At 61.8% G+C, this 15538-nt stretch carries 17 protein-coding genes; 10 read left to right on the forward strand and 7 right to left on the reverse strand.

Features of this window, described 5'->3' with window-relative positions; all coding sequences use genetic code 11:
- The first annotated feature begins 17 nt into the window (after positions 1 to 17).
- On the forward strand, positions 18 to 716 hold the full coding sequence (locus tag ACK6BI_RS07710) for a response regulator (RefSeq protein WP_409316585.1): 699 nt from the start codon (positions 18 to 20) through the stop codon (positions 714 to 716).
- On the opposite strand, the gene ACK6BI_RS07715 is transcribed toward ACK6BI_RS07710, so the two are convergent.
- Positions 713 to 1750 carry a patatin-like phospholipase family protein gene (locus ACK6BI_RS07715; protein WP_409316586.1) on the reverse strand — a complete coding sequence of 346 codons (1038 nt, stop codon included), beginning with the start codon at positions 1748 to 1750 and terminating at the stop codon, positions 713 to 715. The two genes, ACK6BI_RS07710 and ACK6BI_RS07715, sit on opposite strands and share 4 nt — an antisense overlap.
- A gap of 218 nt (positions 1751 to 1968) precedes the next feature.
- On the opposite strand from ACK6BI_RS07715, the gene ACK6BI_RS07720 reads away from it, so the two are divergent.
- From ACK6BI_RS07720 to ACK6BI_RS07730, 3 genes are all read left to right on the forward strand, one after another.
- On the forward strand, positions 1969 to 2247 hold the full coding sequence (locus tag ACK6BI_RS07720) for a hypothetical protein (RefSeq protein ID WP_041069470.1): 279 nt from the start codon (positions 1969 to 1971) through the stop codon (positions 2245 to 2247).
- Positions 2248 to 2323: 76 nt separating this feature from the next.
- Positions 2324 to 3091, forward strand: coding sequence for a CHAD domain-containing protein (locus tag ACK6BI_RS07725; RefSeq protein WP_409316587.1), 768 nt, complete (start codon positions 2324 to 2326; stop codon positions 3089 to 3091).
- A 120-nt stretch (positions 3092 to 3211) separates the two neighbouring features.
- Positions 3212 to 4006 carry an acyl-CoA thioesterase gene (locus ACK6BI_RS07730; protein ID WP_409316588.1) on the forward strand — a complete coding sequence of 265 codons (795 nt, stop codon included), beginning with the start codon at positions 3212 to 3214 and terminating at the stop codon, positions 4004 to 4006.
- A gap of 1 nt (position 4007) precedes the next feature.
- Here ACK6BI_RS07730 and ACK6BI_RS07735 read toward each other — a convergent pair whose 3' ends face one another.
- From ACK6BI_RS07735 to ACK6BI_RS07745, 3 genes are all read right to left on the reverse strand, one after another.
- Positions 4008 to 4373, reverse strand: a complete 366-nt coding sequence (locus ACK6BI_RS07735; protein ID WP_065257121.1) for an Mpo1-like protein — start codon at positions 4371 to 4373, stop codon at positions 4008 to 4010.
- Between the two features lie 119 nt (positions 4374 to 4492).
- On the reverse strand, positions 4493 to 5974 hold the full coding sequence (locus ACK6BI_RS07740; RefSeq protein ID WP_409316589.1) for a methyl-accepting chemotaxis protein: 1482 nt from the start codon (positions 5972 to 5974) through the stop codon (positions 4493 to 4495).
- Positions 5975 to 6083: 109 nt separating this feature from the next.
- Positions 6084 to 6890 (reverse strand): TatD family hydrolase, encoded by an 807-nt coding sequence (locus ACK6BI_RS07745; RefSeq protein WP_409316590.1) that lies wholly within the window; start codon positions 6888 to 6890, stop codon positions 6084 to 6086.
- Positions 6891 to 7126: 236 nt separating this feature from the next.
- Here ACK6BI_RS07745 and ACK6BI_RS07750 point away from each other — a divergent pair, with 236 nt between their 5' ends.
- From ACK6BI_RS07750 to ACK6BI_RS07760, 3 genes are all read left to right on the forward strand, one after another.
- Positions 7127 to 8548 (forward strand): transglycosylase SLT domain-containing protein, encoded by a 1422-nt coding sequence (locus tag ACK6BI_RS07750; RefSeq protein ID WP_409316591.1) that lies wholly within the window; start codon positions 7127 to 7129, stop codon positions 8546 to 8548.
- Positions 8549 to 8655: 107 nt separating this feature from the next.
- On the forward strand, positions 8656 to 9090 hold the full coding sequence (locus ACK6BI_RS07755) for a DoxX family protein (RefSeq protein WP_409316592.1): 435 nt from the start codon (positions 8656 to 8658) through the stop codon (positions 9088 to 9090).
- Between the two features lie 250 nt (positions 9091 to 9340).
- Complete coding sequence (locus ACK6BI_RS07760; protein WP_114884582.1) at positions 9341 to 9649, forward strand: class I SAM-dependent methyltransferase; 309 nt, start codon at positions 9341 to 9343, stop codon at positions 9647 to 9649.
- Between the two features lie 3 nt (positions 9650 to 9652).
- On the opposite strand, the gene greB is transcribed toward ACK6BI_RS07760, so the two are convergent.
- The 3 genes from greB to ACK6BI_RS07775 are packed head-to-tail and all read right to left on the reverse strand — an operon-like array spanning position 9653 to position 13372.
- Complete coding sequence (greB, locus tag ACK6BI_RS07765; RefSeq protein WP_409316593.1) at positions 9653 to 10150, reverse strand: transcription elongation factor GreB; 498 nt, start codon at positions 10148 to 10150, stop codon at positions 9653 to 9655.
- A 34-nt stretch (positions 10151 to 10184) separates the two neighbouring features.
- The gene (locus ACK6BI_RS07770; protein WP_409316594.1) at positions 10185 to 12689 is read right to left on the reverse strand and encodes an ABC transporter permease; all 2505 of its coding nucleotides are present in this window, start codon (positions 12687 to 12689) and stop codon (positions 10185 to 10187) included.
- A complete protein-coding gene (locus ACK6BI_RS07775; RefSeq protein WP_065257114.1) occupies positions 12689 to 13372 on the reverse strand; it encodes an ABC transporter ATP-binding protein in 684 nt (227 codons plus the stop codon). The genes ACK6BI_RS07770 and ACK6BI_RS07775 overlap by 1 nt, the downstream gene beginning before the upstream one ends.
- Before the next feature lie 10 nt (positions 13373 to 13382).
- On the opposite strand from ACK6BI_RS07775, the gene ACK6BI_RS07780 reads away from it, so the two are divergent.
- The 3 genes from ACK6BI_RS07780 to ACK6BI_RS07790 all read left to right on the forward strand — a co-directional run bounded on the left by ACK6BI_RS07780 (position 13383) and on the right by ACK6BI_RS07790 (position 15446).
- On the forward strand, positions 13383 to 13988 hold the full coding sequence (locus tag ACK6BI_RS07780) for an arylesterase (RefSeq protein WP_409316595.1): 606 nt from the start codon (positions 13383 to 13385) through the stop codon (positions 13986 to 13988).
- A gap of 57 nt (positions 13989 to 14045) precedes the next feature.
- Complete coding sequence (locus ACK6BI_RS07785) at positions 14046 to 14339, forward strand: hypothetical protein (protein ID WP_065257112.1); 294 nt, start codon at positions 14046 to 14048, stop codon at positions 14337 to 14339.
- 135 nt (positions 14340 to 14474) lie between these two features.
- A complete protein-coding gene (locus ACK6BI_RS07790) occupies positions 14475 to 15446 on the forward strand; it encodes a L,D-transpeptidase family protein (protein ID WP_260520447.1) in 972 nt (323 codons plus the stop codon).
- Positions 15447 to 15538: the final 92 nt, after the last annotated feature.

Genomic DNA, 15538 nt, shown 5'->3' on the forward strand with positions numbered 1-15538 from the left:
TGTGTTGATGTGAACCCATGAGCCAGACTGCGACCATTTTGGTCATCGACGATGAACCGCAGATTCGCAAATTCCTGCGCATCAGCCTCGCCTCACAAGGCTACAAGGTGCTGGAAGCCGGAACCGGCGCCGAGGGCCTGGCCCAGGCGGCGCTGAACAAGCCTGACTTGCTGGTGCTTGACCTCGGCCTGCCGGACATGGATGGCCAGCAAGTGCTGCGCGAGTTTCGCGAGTGGGCCACGGCGCCTGTGCTGGTGCTGTCGGTGCGTGCCGGCGAAGGGCAGAAAGTCCAGGCGCTGGATGGCGGTGCCAATGACTACGTGACCAAGCCGTTCGGCATTCAGGAGTTCCTCGCCCGGGTGCGTGCGCTGTTGCGTCAGGCGCCGGCCGGCGAATCGCAGCAGGCTGCGTTGAGTTTCGGCCCGCTGACCGTGGACCTGGCCTATCGCCGGGTGCTGCTTGACGGCGTCGAAGTCGCCTTGACCCGCAAGGAATACGCGGTGCTGGCGCAACTGGCGCGGCATCCGGGCCGGGTGATTACCCAGCAGCAATTGCTCAAGGATATCTGGGGGCCGACCCACACCGAGGACAGTCACTACCTGCGGATCGTCGTCGGCCATCTGCGACAGAAACTGGCGGACGATCCGACCCGGCCACGGTTTATCGTGACCGAGGCGGGTGTCGGTTATCGGTTGTTGAGCGAGAGCAGCGTTTAGCTCTGCTCGCTCTCATAACGGTCGAGGGTGTCCCGGGCAATTTCGCGACCCAGTGCGATGAGTTCTGGAGCCTTGTAGAACTCGAAGAACCGGCACACCCGCTTCGGTACGTTGATCAGAATGTCCGGCGGATACCCGGCGATTTTGTATTGCGCCAGGGACGTCTGCATCACCTCGAAACTCTGGTTGATCAGATCCAGCAATGACGCGGGCCCGACGTTGTCGACGATGAACGATCCGGTGGCGGATTTCGGTGCGCCGTCACGCTCGGGGGCGGCGGCGGGTTGCTGGGTTTCCGGTTCCGCGCCTTCTACCCACGGATTGATATCCGCCGCTTCGGCTCGCAAGGCTTCCTGTTCCAGCAGCAACAATTGCTCGGCCTGTTTGCGGCGGAACGGCATCTTCGATCCCAATGAATTGATAAGGCTGTCGAAGCGCGTACGGAATGCAGCGGGGCGCTGGATCACTGGCAGTTTGTAATGACGCTGGTTGGTCGAGTTGAGATTGACCGCGACGATCAGATCGCAGTGACTCGACACCACCGGCACGATCGGCAACGGGTTGAGAATGCCGCCGTCCACCAGCATCCGGTTACCCTGCATCACCGGGGTGAACAGGCTGGGAATCGCCGCCGAGGCGCGCATGGCCTGATGCAGGCAGCCTTCCTGAAACCAGATTTCCTGTTGATTGGTGAGGTCGGCGGCCACCGCCGTGTAGGGGATGCGCAGCTCTTCGATGTTGATTTCGCCCACGATCTTGCGGATCTGGCCGAAGACCTTTTCGCCACGGATTGCCCCGAGGCGGAAACTCACGTCCACCAGCCGCAACACGTCGAGGTAATCCAAGCCTTCGATCCAGCTGCGGTACTCGTCGAGCTTTCCGGCGGCGTAGATTCCGCCGACCACCGCGCCCATCGAACAACCGGCGATGCAGGCAATGTCATAACCCCGTCGTTCAAGCTCTTCGATGACCCCGATATGGGCATAGCCCCGGGCGCCACCGGAACCCAGTACGAGTGCGACACGCTTTTTCATCAGACTTCCTCCCCCGACAGGTTTCCACAATGCACCCATCGAGGGTCGGGCTACAATCGCCGCAGTCGTCCGGGACGGCGCTGGCGTCGTTTTTTCGATACTTCGTGACCCGCTGGCGTTATCTTTTGCCATGCGGTGGATTCACGGGGCACAAGGCACTTTTCCCCCGCCCGAACGTCTTAACTGCACGACTGTTGACCTATCTTGAGGTGTAAATGATGAAAGCCTGGATCTGTGTGCCCCTGATTGCCCTGGCATTGGCCGGTTGCGCCGGCAAGACCGCCTACCGCGACAGCTGCGGCAGTCAGCTCGATGCGGCGTGGCATGAACTGGATCTGGCCAAGGCCGAGGGATTTGCCGGTACCGTGAGCTACTCCAAGGCCCTGTCGTTGCTGACCGCAGCCAAGACCCAGCAGCAATTCGAGGGCTTTGAGGGTTGCAGCAAAAAAGCCGAGAAAGCGCGTTTCTACATTCGCGAATCCCGCGCCGGGCGCTAAGCTGCTGACGTAGCGCAATGGCAGGCCAGCCATGCCGGCGCACACTTATGTAACGGATTGAAGTCAGGAGCAAGTCATGTCTGCGTTGGTCGACCGGTTGGTGGCTCATGTCCTGAGTCTGGAAGTCAGGCTGCTGGCCTGTCAGGCGCGTCTGGCCGCGCGCACCGACCCGGAGGCGCTGCATGACCTGCGCACCACCGTGCGCCGTTTGCGCAGCCTGCTGCGACCGTTGCGTGGTTTGCCCGGTGTCGAACAGCTGGAAGATGCGGCGGCGGCGGTGGGGCAACTGACCACGCCGTGGCGTGACCGTGAAGTGCTGGCGGCCTGGCTGACCGAGCATGGTCAGCCGGCGGCTGCACAGCGGCGGATGGCGCAGATGGCCGAGGCTTACCCACGCTTGGCGGCCAGCGCCGAAGTGGCTTCCCTGCTGATGATCCTCGATGCCTTTCCGCGTTTCCTGCGGGCCTCCCAGCGTCAGGACTTGCTCGATAAACTGGGCAAACGCATCGAAAAACGTCTGGCCAAACAGTGGAAGAACCTCGACGTGGCGCTGCACGATCCGGCCCATGACCGCCACCGTCTGCGTCTGTTGATCAAGCGTGTGCGTTACGGCATCGAAGCCTATCCCGAACTCGATCGTCTGCCGAAGCCGGCGCTGGCGCGTTTGAAGTCCGCGCAGGGCGCACTGGGCGATTGGCATGATTGCTGGCAATGGCTGGCGAAAGCCGAGCAGGAGGCCGATCTGCGCCCCTGCGTCGCCACCTGGCAGGCGACCATGGTCAAGGCCGAGATCAAGGCTGATCGGGTACTGGAAAAACTCAGCGCAGCCTGCTTCAAGCCCTGAATCCATCTCCCGCCCCGGTGAGGTGTCTTATCTGTCAGTCTCTTTGACCGGAATGGACGCTGCGCCGCTCTGCCGCGCTGGTTAAGATCCGGTCATTCCCTTTTCGTGTCCGAGGTTTCCATGCGTTTTTGCGATCTGATCGATGCTGTCCATCGTCAACCGGAGGTCGTGATTCCGGCCGAATGGGGGCAGGGGCGTGCAAGCTTCGGCGGGCTGGTGGCGGCGCTGCAATACGAGGTGATGCGCGCGCGGGTGCCGGCGGAGCGGCCTGTGCGCTCGCTGGCAATTACTTTTGTCGGTCCCGTTGAGCCCGGAGTACCGGTGAGCTTTGGGGTGGAAATCCTGCGTGAAGGCAAAGCGGTCATTCAGGTGCTGGGGCGGGCCGTGCAGAACGGTCAGGTGGTGACCATGGTGCAAGGCAGCTTCGGTGCTTCGCGTCCTTCGGAAGTGGCGGTCGAAGCCTATCCGGCACCCGAGATGAAGCACTGGGACGAGTGCCCGGAGTTGCCTTACCTCAAAGGCGTGACCCCGGAATTCATGCGTCATCTGGCCATGCGCTGGAGTGTCGGCGGCATGCCGTTCACCGGCAACCGATCGCGGTTGATGGGCGGCTGGGTGCGGCTGCGTGGGGATGTGAAGGAAGAGCCGGTCAACGAGGCGCATCTGCTGGCGCTGGTCGATGCCTGGCCGCCTGCGTTGTTGCCGTATCTGAAGAAGCCGGCGCCGGGCAGCACGCTGACCTGGACCATCGAATTCGTTCAGCCGTTACGGGCGTTGAGCACGCTGGACTGGTGCCAGTATCTGGCGGACATCGAATATGCCGCCGACGGTTATGGTCATGTCGCCGCGAAACTATGGAGCGCTCAAGGTGAACTGATTGCGATGAGCCGGCAGACAGTGACGATTTTCGCCTGACTCAATGCCGACGATGGCGCTCACGCCAGGCGCGATACCAGCCACCGCTGAGCAGGAAGCGTGGAAAGGTCAGAAACTGCTCGACCAGCAGGCGCGACACGGCGTCCTTGCGATCACTGAACGGCTCGGAGGCTTGTGCCTCCAGGCTGTGGCCGTGGCGCTGCAGACCCAGCGCCGCGACGATCCCGATCACACCGATGGCCACGCTCGCCAGGCTGAGGCTGAACACGCCCGAGACGATCAGCAGAAACGCGACGATGAACAGCGGTACGGCGATCAGATGCAACACCAGATTGGTCGGGTGCCGATGATTGTCCGGGTACGCGCGCCATTGCCACGCGGGAAGGTTGGGGTGACGTTTGCCCATGTTGTTGCTCCTCAATCCATGTTCGATTCATGGTTGAAGAATAGGCCCGGGCGGACAGGGCGGCGAATCAAGGTTGGCTATTGCGCCGATAGGGACAATGGTCATTCCTGATGTTGTCCCTAGAGTTTCAGCTGACCTATCGCCTTGTTGAGTTCACCGGCCAGGGTCGCCAGTTCATTACTGGTGGTCGCTGAGTCCACCGTCTGCTGCACGGTGTTCTCGGTCACATCGCGGATGCTCACCACAGCGCGGTTCATTTCCTCCGCCACCTGACTTTGCTGCTCTGCGGCCACGGCAATCTGTGTATTGCTCTCACGCATCTGCGCCACCGCCCCGGTGATTTCAGCCAGTGCTTCGCCGGCCTCTTGAGCCTGCTGAACACAGTCGTCGGCCTTGTACGAACTCTCCTGCATGAAATCCACTGCATCGCGGGTACCGGCCTGCAACGCTGACACCATGGTGGTGATTTCATCGGTAGACGTCTGCACGCGCTTGGCAAGGTTGCGCACCTCGTCGGCGACCACCGCGAATCCTCGTCCCATCTCCCCGGCGCGTGCCGCTTCGATGGCGGCATTGAGCGCCAGCAGATTGGTTTGTTCGGCGATGCTGTGGATCACGCTGACCACGCCATTGATTTTCTGACTGTCTTCGGCCAGGCGCTGGATCATCTCGGCAGTCTGCTGTACACCGCTGGACAGACCGGCGATCGAATGCTGCACACGGGTAACCACTTGCTGACCGCTGCCGGCCAGGCCGTCGGCGGTTTGCGACAGGTCACGGGTGGCGCCGGCGTGTTGGGCGATGTGGTAGACGGTGGCGGTCATTTCATTGATCGCTGTGGCTGCCTGATCGGTTTCGCTCTGCTGACCGAGCATGCCATGGCGCACCTCGTTCATGCTCGATGCCAGCCGCGCCGCGCCAACGTCCAGTTGCCGCGCGGTGTTGGCCACGGTGGTGACCACGCGCTGGTAGCCAGCCTGCATCGCGTTGAAGGCGTTGGCCATCTGACCGACTTCATCCTTGCAGGCCAGCGGCACCCGGGCCGAAAGGTCGCCGGTTTTTTCGACATGCAGCATCACGTCCTTGAGCGTATTGAGCTGGCTGAGCAGGAAGCGGATCAGCAACTGCGAAGCGCCAAGCATCGCCAGCATGAGGATGAATACCGCGACCGCATAGTTGGCGAAGCGCTCGCTGAACACCTGGCTCAGGCTTGGCGCGTAAGCAATGACCGCAACTTGCTGGTCATCGGCACGGCCGAATACCTCGGCACCCAGCAGCGGATTTTCGCCAAACAGGGGCAAATGGTTGATCTCGATCCAGCCGCTGCCGTCGCTGATTTCCAGCAGCGGTTGATCGTTGAGACGCGGCGCTTCACCGCGTTTGAAGATCAGTACCTGATCGGCCCTGGGCAATGCCTGACCTGCGGGCCAGGCTTTGATCAATTGTGCCTGGGCCTGTGCCGACGCCTGTGCGGCATGGCTGCGGGCCTGTTGTTCGAGCTGCACGGCATACAGGACCAACAACAGGGTGGTGACGAAGGCGACCGCGTTGACCGCCCAGAATTTATATTTCAGCGAGATATTGCTAAGCCAGGCACCCATGGAGGTCTTCTCTGATAGCGGAAACAGTTTTGGCAAGGTGCCAGCATTGTGCCGCTACTCAGGTGCCCGGATCTTGACGTGCATCAACGAGTGGTGGATTCGACCGGGCTCAGGACAGGGCAGGCAAACCGTAGAAGGCTCGAGCGCAGGCGGTGGTGTGGGTCGCCAGATCTTCTTCTGTCTCACCCCGATGCAATGCCACTTCGCGCAACACTTCGGTCAGGTATGCCGGCTCGTTTCGCCCATTTTTCGGTTTTGGCCGCAGTGTCCGTGGCAACAGATAGGGCGCATCGCTTTCCAGCATCAGGCGACCGCGTTTGATTTCCTTCACCAATGGATGCAGATGGGTGCCGCGACGCTCGTCGCAGATCCAGCCGGTGATACCGATATGCAGGTCCAGATCAAGGTAGCTGAACAACGCTTTCTGATCGCCGGTGAAGCAATGCACCACGGCGGCCGGCAACCGGTCGCGGAAGTCTCGGAGGATGTCCAGCAGACGCTGGCTGGCGTCACGTTCGTGCAGGAACACCGGCAATTGCAGCTCGACGGCCAGGGCCAGATGCTCTTCGAGGACGCTTTCCTGCTGTGGGCGCGGCGAGAAATCTCTGTTGAAGTCCAGCCCGCATTCACCCACGGCCACCACGTTCGACTCCAGCAGCAGACTGCGCAGACGCCCTGCGCTGTCAGCGTTCCAGTCACTGGCTGAATGCGGATGGATGCCGGCGGTGGCGAACAGTCGCTGACCGTCCGGATCCAGCTGCCGGCATAACTCCAGCGCCTGCTCACTGCTATCGACGGCGGTGCCGGTCAGCACCAATTGGCAGACTCCGGCGGCGTAGGCGCGGTCAAGCACAGCTTGATGTTTGTCGTCGAAACTGGAGTTGGTCAGGTTGACGCCGATATCGATGAGTTGCATGGTGCTACCTCGGGCCGAAGGCCGGAAAGCATATCAGAGCTGTAGATTTATCAGAAAAGCCAAGAACTACAACGGCTTATGACTGTCTGTTGAGGCCGCGAGGCAGCACGGATTGGCGCAGTCGCCATCATTGTGCCGGTCTCTCGCACTTTATCAGCGCTCCTGGCGCTCTGTTTCGTCGGTGTTTTTCGACCGTTCAGCGGTAAAAAAACGCCCCGTATCTTTCCGGAGAGTGGATGGTTCGTCCCTCGGTTTTGCTCCTGCTGTGTGGTTCGTTGCTGCTGCCGATATCGGCGGTCGCGCGCCTGCCCGGCCCACTGCAAGCCGTACCGTCCGCCAAGGTTCGCGACCTGAGCGAGATCCGCAGCAGCCGTGTGTTGCGGGTATTGGTCAACCAGAGCCGCAACAGCTCCGGCGAAGTCCAGGGGCAGACCATCGGCGTCGAGTACCACCGCTTGCGCGCCTTCGAACAGTACCTCAACGGCCACGCCCGCGACGGCCAGGAAATCACCCTCAAGATCATTCCCAAAGCCAAGGATCAACTGCTCGGCGCGTTGCAGCGGGGCGAAGGTGATCTGGTGGCGCCTGGCGAGCTGCTCGATCTGCAACCGGGGCACGCGGTTGCCAGCAGTGAACCGATCGCCAGCAATGTGCCGCTGGTACTGGTGGGCATCAAGGGCGAGAAGCGCTACACCAAAGTCGAGCAACTGGCCGGCAAGACTCTGGCCCTGCCAACCGGCAGTGCGGCGGGGGAGGCGGTCAGCCAGCTCAACCAGAAATTGGCGCTGCATAAACTGGCGCCGATCAAGATCGAATGGGTCGACCCTACGCTCGCGGTCGAAGACGTGCTGGAAATGGTCCAGGGCGGGATTTTCCACCTGACCATTGTCGAGCAGCCGATTGCCGAGCGCTGGGGCAAGATCCTGCCCAGGCTGCGTCTTGACCGGCAGTTGGCGATCAGTGAACCGGGCGAGGAGTACTGGTTCGTCCGTCGCGATGCTTCGATGCTGCGGGCCAGCATCGACCGCTTTCTCACCGGCTACAAGACGCCGTCAAACGAAGATGCGGCGTTTCTGCGAATCTATCGTCGCCTCTATCAGGTCCACTACCCGCTGGCCAAGGCTGACCGACAGCGTCTGGAAAAACTGCGTCCGACCCTGCAAAAACATGCCGAGGCGCAGAACATGGACTGGCTCAATCTGGCCGCGCTGGCGTTCAAGGAGTCGGCTTTGCAACCCGCTGCCCGCAGCGGTGCCGGGCCGACCGGGCTGATGCAGATCACGCCGTCCGCCGCGCAACGGGTCGGCGTCAACAACATCCAGAATCTCGATGCGAATGTGCAGGCCGGAGCCAAATACCTGGCGATGATCCGCCGCAAGTTCTTCAACAGTCCGAAGCTCAATGAGCGTGAGCGCATGGCGTTCACGCTGGCTGCCTACAACATCGGCCCGGAGCGTGTGCAAGGGATGCGCGCCGAGGCCCGGCGCCGCGGTTTGAACCCTAATCAGTGGTTTTTCCAGGTCGAGCGCATTGCCATGGAGCAGGTGGGGATGGGCGCCGTCAGCTATGTTAATAGTGTGAACAAGTATTACTTGGCGTTCGACCGGGAGCGGGAGTCGTTGGAGCCCCGGGGACAGAAAGTTGTCTCACGCAAATGATCAAATAAATTGATTGTTATGGCGGAATATTTGCGCTTTTAACATAAATTTAACTGATTAATATGGCGGCCAACCAACAAGCACTTCTGACAACAAGGAAACGCAACATGAGCACTCTGATCAACAAGGTTCTGTTTACCCGTGCCGGCTATGGCCTGACCTTTCTGCGCATTGCTGTCGGTGTGATCTTCGCGGCCCACGGCTCGCAGAAACTTTTCGGTCTGTTCGGTGGCTACGGTCTGGCGGGCACTGCCCAGTACATGGAAAGCGTCGGCCTGACTCCCGGTTACCTGATGGCGACGCTGGCGGGCGGTACCGAGTTTTTCGCCGGTCTGGCATTGATCATCGGTCTGCTGGTTCGCCCGGCGGCACTGGGCCTGACCTTCCTGTCGCTGGTGGCGATCTTTTCGGTGCACATCCACAACGGTCTGTTCATGGCCAACAACGGATACGAGTTCGCTCTGGCGCTGCTCGGCGGCAGCATCGCGGTGCTGATCGAAGGTGCCGGCAAGCTTTCGCTGGATCGCGCCATCGCCGGCTGACCGCTCTGGCTCAAGCAAAAGGCCCGCATCATGCGGGCCTTTTTTGTTGCGGCCGATTCTTGACACTGGCCGGTCACGTTCTCTAGGATGCCGCTCATGCGCCGATTTAAACAGCTACTTGCGGGGCGCCAGGTGACTATTCTTAAGTTGCCGTCAGAAGCCGGGACAGGGCTTCGAAATACCGCTAAAGCGCTGGTTCGGTGTTGCCTCTCACCTGCCATGCAGACTTTTGAGGCAGAGACACGACACGATGAATGCACTACGCCCTCCAGCACGTCCCGCGCCGATCACGGCACATATCACCCAGCGCAACCCAAAGATCCTGCTTGGCGGCAAACACCAGCCGACGCTGTTGCGTTATCTGGATGGCTGGCCGCGTCGCAGCGGCGGTCCTGCCGCGTTCCTGATCCAGTTTGTAGAAGACGGCGAGTCGCTGGCGCGGTTTGCCGATGACAGCTTCGACCTGGCGGTGATTCAGTCGCCCAGCGCTGAAGACGCCCCGGAAATGATTCGTCAGCTGACCCGCGTTGCACGTCAGGGCCTGATTGCCCGACGCTGAGCCTCAGGGATAGTCGATCGCCACGATGTAAACGAATTGCTCGCCGGTTGGCGTCTGGACCTGTACTTCAGCGTCCAGCGCCTTGCCGATCAGGGCGCGGGCCAGCGGCGAGTCGATACTGATCAGGCCCAGTTTCAGGTCAAGTTCATCCGGTCCGACAATTCGATAGCGCGACTGTTTGCCGTCCTCGTCTTCGATGGTCACCCAGGCGCCGAAGTAGACCTTGTTCGGATCGCTCGGTTTTTCACTGACGACCTTCAGTGCTTCAAGACGCTTGGTGAGAAAGCGCACGCGACTGTCGATTTCGCGCAGCATTTTCTTGCCGTAGGTGTACTCGGCATTTTCCGAGCGGTCACCCTGTGCTGCCGCTTCACTGACGGCCTGGGTCACCTGGGGGCGGCGTACATGCCAAAGCTCATGGAATTCGGCGCGCATCCGCGCTTCACCTTCAGGGGTGATCAGCGCGGTGCCAGCGGTGCGGGGAGGGCGATAACGGCTCATGGCAACTTCATGTGGTAATGAGGTCTGGAGTCTATCAACCCTCGCGCAGCACTGTCAGCGGGCTTGCATTCAGTGCCCGACGGGTGCCGAACACGCCGGCACCGCCGATCAGGGCCGCACCGATCAGCGGCAGCACCAGCAACCATGGGTGCGGGTGCCAGGGCAGGTCGAACGCGAAGCGATACAACACCAGACTCACCACCTCCGAACCGATGGCCGCCAGCAACCCGCTGACCGCACCCAACAGGCCGAACTCGATCCGCCGGGCCTTGACCAGCAACTGCCGTTCCGCCCCCAGTGCACGCAATAGCGCGCCCTGGCGGATACGTTCATCAAGCGTCGCCTGCAACCCGGAAAACAGCACGGCCATCCCGGCCGCCAGCACAAACAACAACACGTACTCCACGGCCAGGGTGACCTGGGCGAGGATACTGCGCAGTTGTTCGAGCAGGGCTTCGACCTGCAGGATGGTCACGGCCGGAAACGCTCGCGACAACTCGACAATCTGCTGGTCGTGACCGGGGGCCAGATAAAAGCTGGTGAGGTAGGTCGCCGGCAAATCCTTCAGGGTGCCGGGCTGGAAGATCATGAAGAAGTTCGGCTGAAAGTTGTCCCAGTTGATCTCGCGCAGGCTGGTGACTTTCGCTTCGCGGTTCACTCCGCCCACGGTAAACACCAGGTGATCGCCAAGTTTGAGCTTGAGGCTTTCGGCGACCTTGCTTTCCACCGAGACCCCTGGAACCTCGTCCGAGGGTTGTCCGCTCCACCACGAACCCGCTGTGATCTTGTTGCCCGCTGGCAAGTCAGCCGCCCAGGTCAGGCTCAAATCGCGCTGTATCGCCCGGTCGCCGGCCGAGTCCTTGCTGACGATCTGCTGCACCGCTTCGCCGTTGATGCTGATAAGCCGCCCCGGTACCACCGGGTACAGCGGCGCGGCCCGGGCCGAGACGTTGATCAGGTGATCGGTGAAGGCCTGTTTGTCTGCCGGCAGGATGTTCAGGGCGAAATAGTTCGGGGCGTTTTTCGGCAACTGGTTCTGCCAGGTGTCGAGCAGTTCGCCGCGCAACAATGCGATCAGCGCCATGGACAGCAGGATCAGGCCGAACGCCAGTGACTGTCCGGCGGCTGCCAGTGGATGGCGCAGCAACTGACCCAGGCCAAGTCGCCATGGCAGCGAGGCACGCGCCAGCAGTCGACGCAGGCTGTTGAGCAGCAACAGCAGCAGACTGCCCAGTATCAGGGCGGCGACCACGCCACCACCGAGCAAGGCAAACGTCAGCAACAGATCCAGGCTCAGGCGCCACATGATCAATCCGAGCGCTCCGAGCGCTGCGCCGTAGACCATCCAGGTGCTGGACGGGATCGGCAGCATGTCCCGGCGCAAGACCCGTAGCGGCGGCACGCGCCCCAATGCGGCCAGTGGTGGCAGGGCGAAACCGGCCAGTGCCACCAGCCCGGTGCCGATCCCCGCCAGCGCCGGGAGCAGGCCGCCCGGTGGTACGTCGGCCGGCAGCAAGTCATGCAGCAGCGCGAACAAACCCAATTGAGCCAGCCAGCCAAGCAGGGCACCGCCGAGGCTGGCGAAGAGGCCAAGTACCGCCAGTTGCAGGCTGAACAGAACCATGGTTTCCCGACGGGACAGTCCCAGGCAGCGGAGCAGGGCGCTGGCATCGAAACGACGGCTGGCGAAGCGATTCGCCGACAGTGCCACCGCCACGCCGGCCAGCAGCACGGCGACCAGACTGGCCATATTCAGATAGCGTTCGGCTTTGCCCAGGGCGCCGCCAATCTGCCGGTTGCCATCGCGGGCATCCTGAATCCGCTGATTGGCTGCGAGCCCCGGCTTGATCAGTTGGCGATAGGTTTCCAGCGCACCGGGTTCGCCACGCCATAAATCGCGATAGCTCACCCGGCTGCCGGGCTGGACCACGCCAGTTGCCGCGAGGTCGTCGAGGTTGATCAGCACCCGTGGCGTCAGGCTGTAAAAGTTGCCGGCGCGATCCGGCTCGTACGTCAGCACCTTGGTCAGCTTCAGCGTTTTCATACCGACGTCGATGCTGTCGCCGATCTTCAGGTCCAGCGCCGTGAGCAGGCGCGATTCGACCCAGGCTTCGCCCGGCTGTGGTTCGCCCCCCGCTTCTTCGGCAGCGAAGGGAGCGGGTGCACTTTTCAGCTCGCCGCGCAACGGATAGGCACGGTCGACAGCCTTGATGCTTGCCAGCTGAATGCCGTTGTCGGTGGCGATGACGCTGGAAAATTCAACGATCTGCGCATGGTCGAGGCGCAGATCGGTGCCGCTCCTGATTTGTTCCGGTCGTGCGGGAGAGCTGCCTTCGAGCACCAGATCCGCACCGAGAAACTCGGTGGCGCGCAACGTCATCGCGCCATTCAGGCGCGCACCGAAGTAGCCGATGGCGGTACTTGCCGCCACGGCCACCAGCAAGGCGAAAAACAGCACCCGCAACTCTCCGGCGCGGGCGTCGCGCATGAGTTGGCGCAGGGCGAGACTGAGCAGGCGCAACAGCGGCAGGCGTGCCATCAAGGCTCCAGAGGGGCGACCAGCAGGCCGGCTTCAAGTCGGATCAGGCGCCGGCAGCGATGGGCCAGGCGTTCGTCGTGGGTCACCAGCACCAGTGTCGTGCCGCGTTCCTTGTTCATCTCGAACAGCAAGTCGCTGATGCGCTCGCCGGTGTGGCTGTCGAGGTTGCCGGTGGGCTCGTCGGCGAACAGTACGTCCGGCTCGGCGGCAAACGCACGGGCAATCGCCACCCGCTGCTGTTCGCCGCCGGAGAGCTGGCGCGGCGAGTGGGTCAGACGCTGGCCAAGGCCGACGCGCTGCAACAGTTCGGTGGCGCGACTGCGGGCGTCTTTGCGGCCTTCGAGTTCCAGCGGCAGCATGACGTTTTCCAGGGCGTTGAGACTGTCGAGCAACTGGAATGACTGAAAGACGAACCCCACATGTTCGGCGCGAATGCGCGCACGCTGGTCTTCGTCGAGATTGCCCAGGGACTGGCCGGCGAGGATGACTTCGCCGCTGCTTGGCAGATCGAGGCCGGCAAGCAGGCCGAGCAGGGTGGATTTGCCGGAGCCGGATGCGCCGACGATGGCCAGGCTGTCGCCCTTGTTCAGTTCCAGACCGAGTTCGTGCAGGATGGTCAGTTCACCTTCCGCGCTGGGAACCACTTTGCTAAGGTTCTTCGCGGTGAGAATGCTTGCGCCCATGGAGAATCCGATGCGTGTGTGGTTTTTGAGTGCTGGCCTGGCCTTGATGTGCATGGTCCAGAACGCAGCTGCGGGTACAGTCCTGATCGTTGGCGATAGTATCAGCGCCGGTTTCGGACTGGATACCCGCTCGGGGTGGGTGTCGTTGCTCGAGCAGCGGCTCAAGTCCGAAGGTTTTGACGATAAAGTGATCAACGCTTCCATCAGTGGCGACACCAGTGCCGGAGGCCAGGCGCGGCTGCCGGCGCTGCTTGCAGAGCACAAGCCTGAGCTGGTGATACTCGAACTGGGAGGCAACGATGGCCTGCGCGGAATGCCTCCTGCGCAATTGCAACAAAATCTTGCTTCGATGATCGACAGCTCCCGCCAGACCGGTGCCAAGGTGTTGCTGCTCGGCATGCAGTTACCGCCCAATTACGGCAAGCGGTACACCGATGCCTTCGCTCAGGTGTACGGCAAACTCGCCGAGGAAAAAAAGATCCCGCTGGTGCCGTTTTTCCTCGAGGGCGTGGGCGGACACCCGGAGTTGATGCAGGCCGACGGTCTGCACCCGGCCGCCGGGGCCCAGGGCAAGTTGCTGGAAAATGTCTGGCCGACACTGAAACCGCTGCTGTGAGGCTTTTCTAGCGGCGGGCTTTCGGCTAATGTTGCGCCCCCCTAAATGGAGCACCCGATGCCGCGCCCTGCCTGGTCCCTGTTTGCCTACCAACTGATCGAGCCTGACGAGCAGTTGGATCTGTTCGCCTGCCAGGAAGTGCGGGTGCATCTGGTGACCCGTCAACTGGAGCTCGGTGGTTCGGTTGACCGGACCCTGTGTGGCAGTCTGTTGCCGGCGCAACCGCGCTGGTCGAGCGTGGATCGCCGGGTGTTCCAGGATCAGCGCCTGTGTTCGCTGTGCCGGGCGATTCTCGAATCGCAGAAGCGCGGGACCTCACCGATCTGGCCTGAGCTGCGTTTCGAGCTCTAGGTTCACAGGTTCGCAGTCAGTAGCGGCTCGAACATGAAGAGTGCCGTCTGCCCATCGGCGCATCTCCCCGAATTCCCGAGGCGCGGTGTACAATCGCGCTCCTATACCCTTGTCGATCTGCGAAGGATTTTCCGGATGTTGCCGCGCTTTCCTGCCGTCACCCGCTGCCTGTCTCTTGCCGCCCTGTGTGTGGCCGGTCCCGTTGCCGCATTGGAGTTTCCTCTGCCACCGCCTGGTGAGGACATCATTGGCCAGGTGCAAGTGATCAAGGCCAAGTACGAAGACACCTTTGCCGATCTGGGCACCACTTACGATCTGGGTTATTCGGAAATGGTTGCGGCCAACCCGGGCGTCGATGCGTGGCTGCCGGGCGCCGGTACCGAGGTGATCCTGCCGACCCGTTTCATCCTGCCGCCGGGCCCGCGCGAAGGCATCGTGATCAACCTGGCCGAATACCGTCTCTACTACTTCCCGAAAGGCAAGAACGTGGTGTACACCTTCCCGCTGGGTATCGGTCGTGAAGGTTGGGGTTCACCGATCGCCCATACCACGATCACCGCCAAGACGCCGAATCCGACCTGGACGCCACCCGCGTCGATCAAGGCCGAGCACGCCGCCGATGGCGATCCGTTACCCAACGTTGTGCCGGCCGGTCCGGACAATCCGCTGGGGCCGTTCAAGTTCACGCTGGGCACGCCGGGCTACCTGATCCACGGTTCGAACAAGAAGTTCGGCATCGGCATGCGCACCAGCCACGGTTGCTTCCGCATGTTCAACAACAACGTGCTGGAGATGGCCAGCATGGTGCCGGTGGGGACTTCGGTGCGGATCATCAACGATGCGTACAAGTTCGGTCGCAGCGGCGGCAAGGTCTATCTGGAGGCGCACACGCCGATCGACGACAAGGGCAACCCGTCGGTGGTCGACAAGCACACCGCGGTGATCAACGCGATGCTCAAGCGGGACGACATCACCAACAACCTGCGCATGAACTGGGATGTGGTACGTGATGTGGTGGCGGCGGAAGACGGCTTGCCTACTGAGATCGGCAGCCCGAATACCTCGGCACCTGTCGCGTCGAGCGCACCGTTCGACCTGCAACAGTAAGCTCGGGAACAGAGCCCGCCGATGCTTGTGCGTCGGCGGGTTTTTTATTGCATGAAGAAAATTTCAGGCAAAAAAAAGCCGACCCGCAAAAC

The sequence above is a fragment of the Pseudomonas sp. KCJK9016 genome, from assembly GCF_046231795.1.
Classification (GTDB): Bacteria; Pseudomonadota; Gammaproteobacteria; order Pseudomonadales; family Pseudomonadaceae; genus Aquipseudomonas; species Aquipseudomonas bananamidigenes.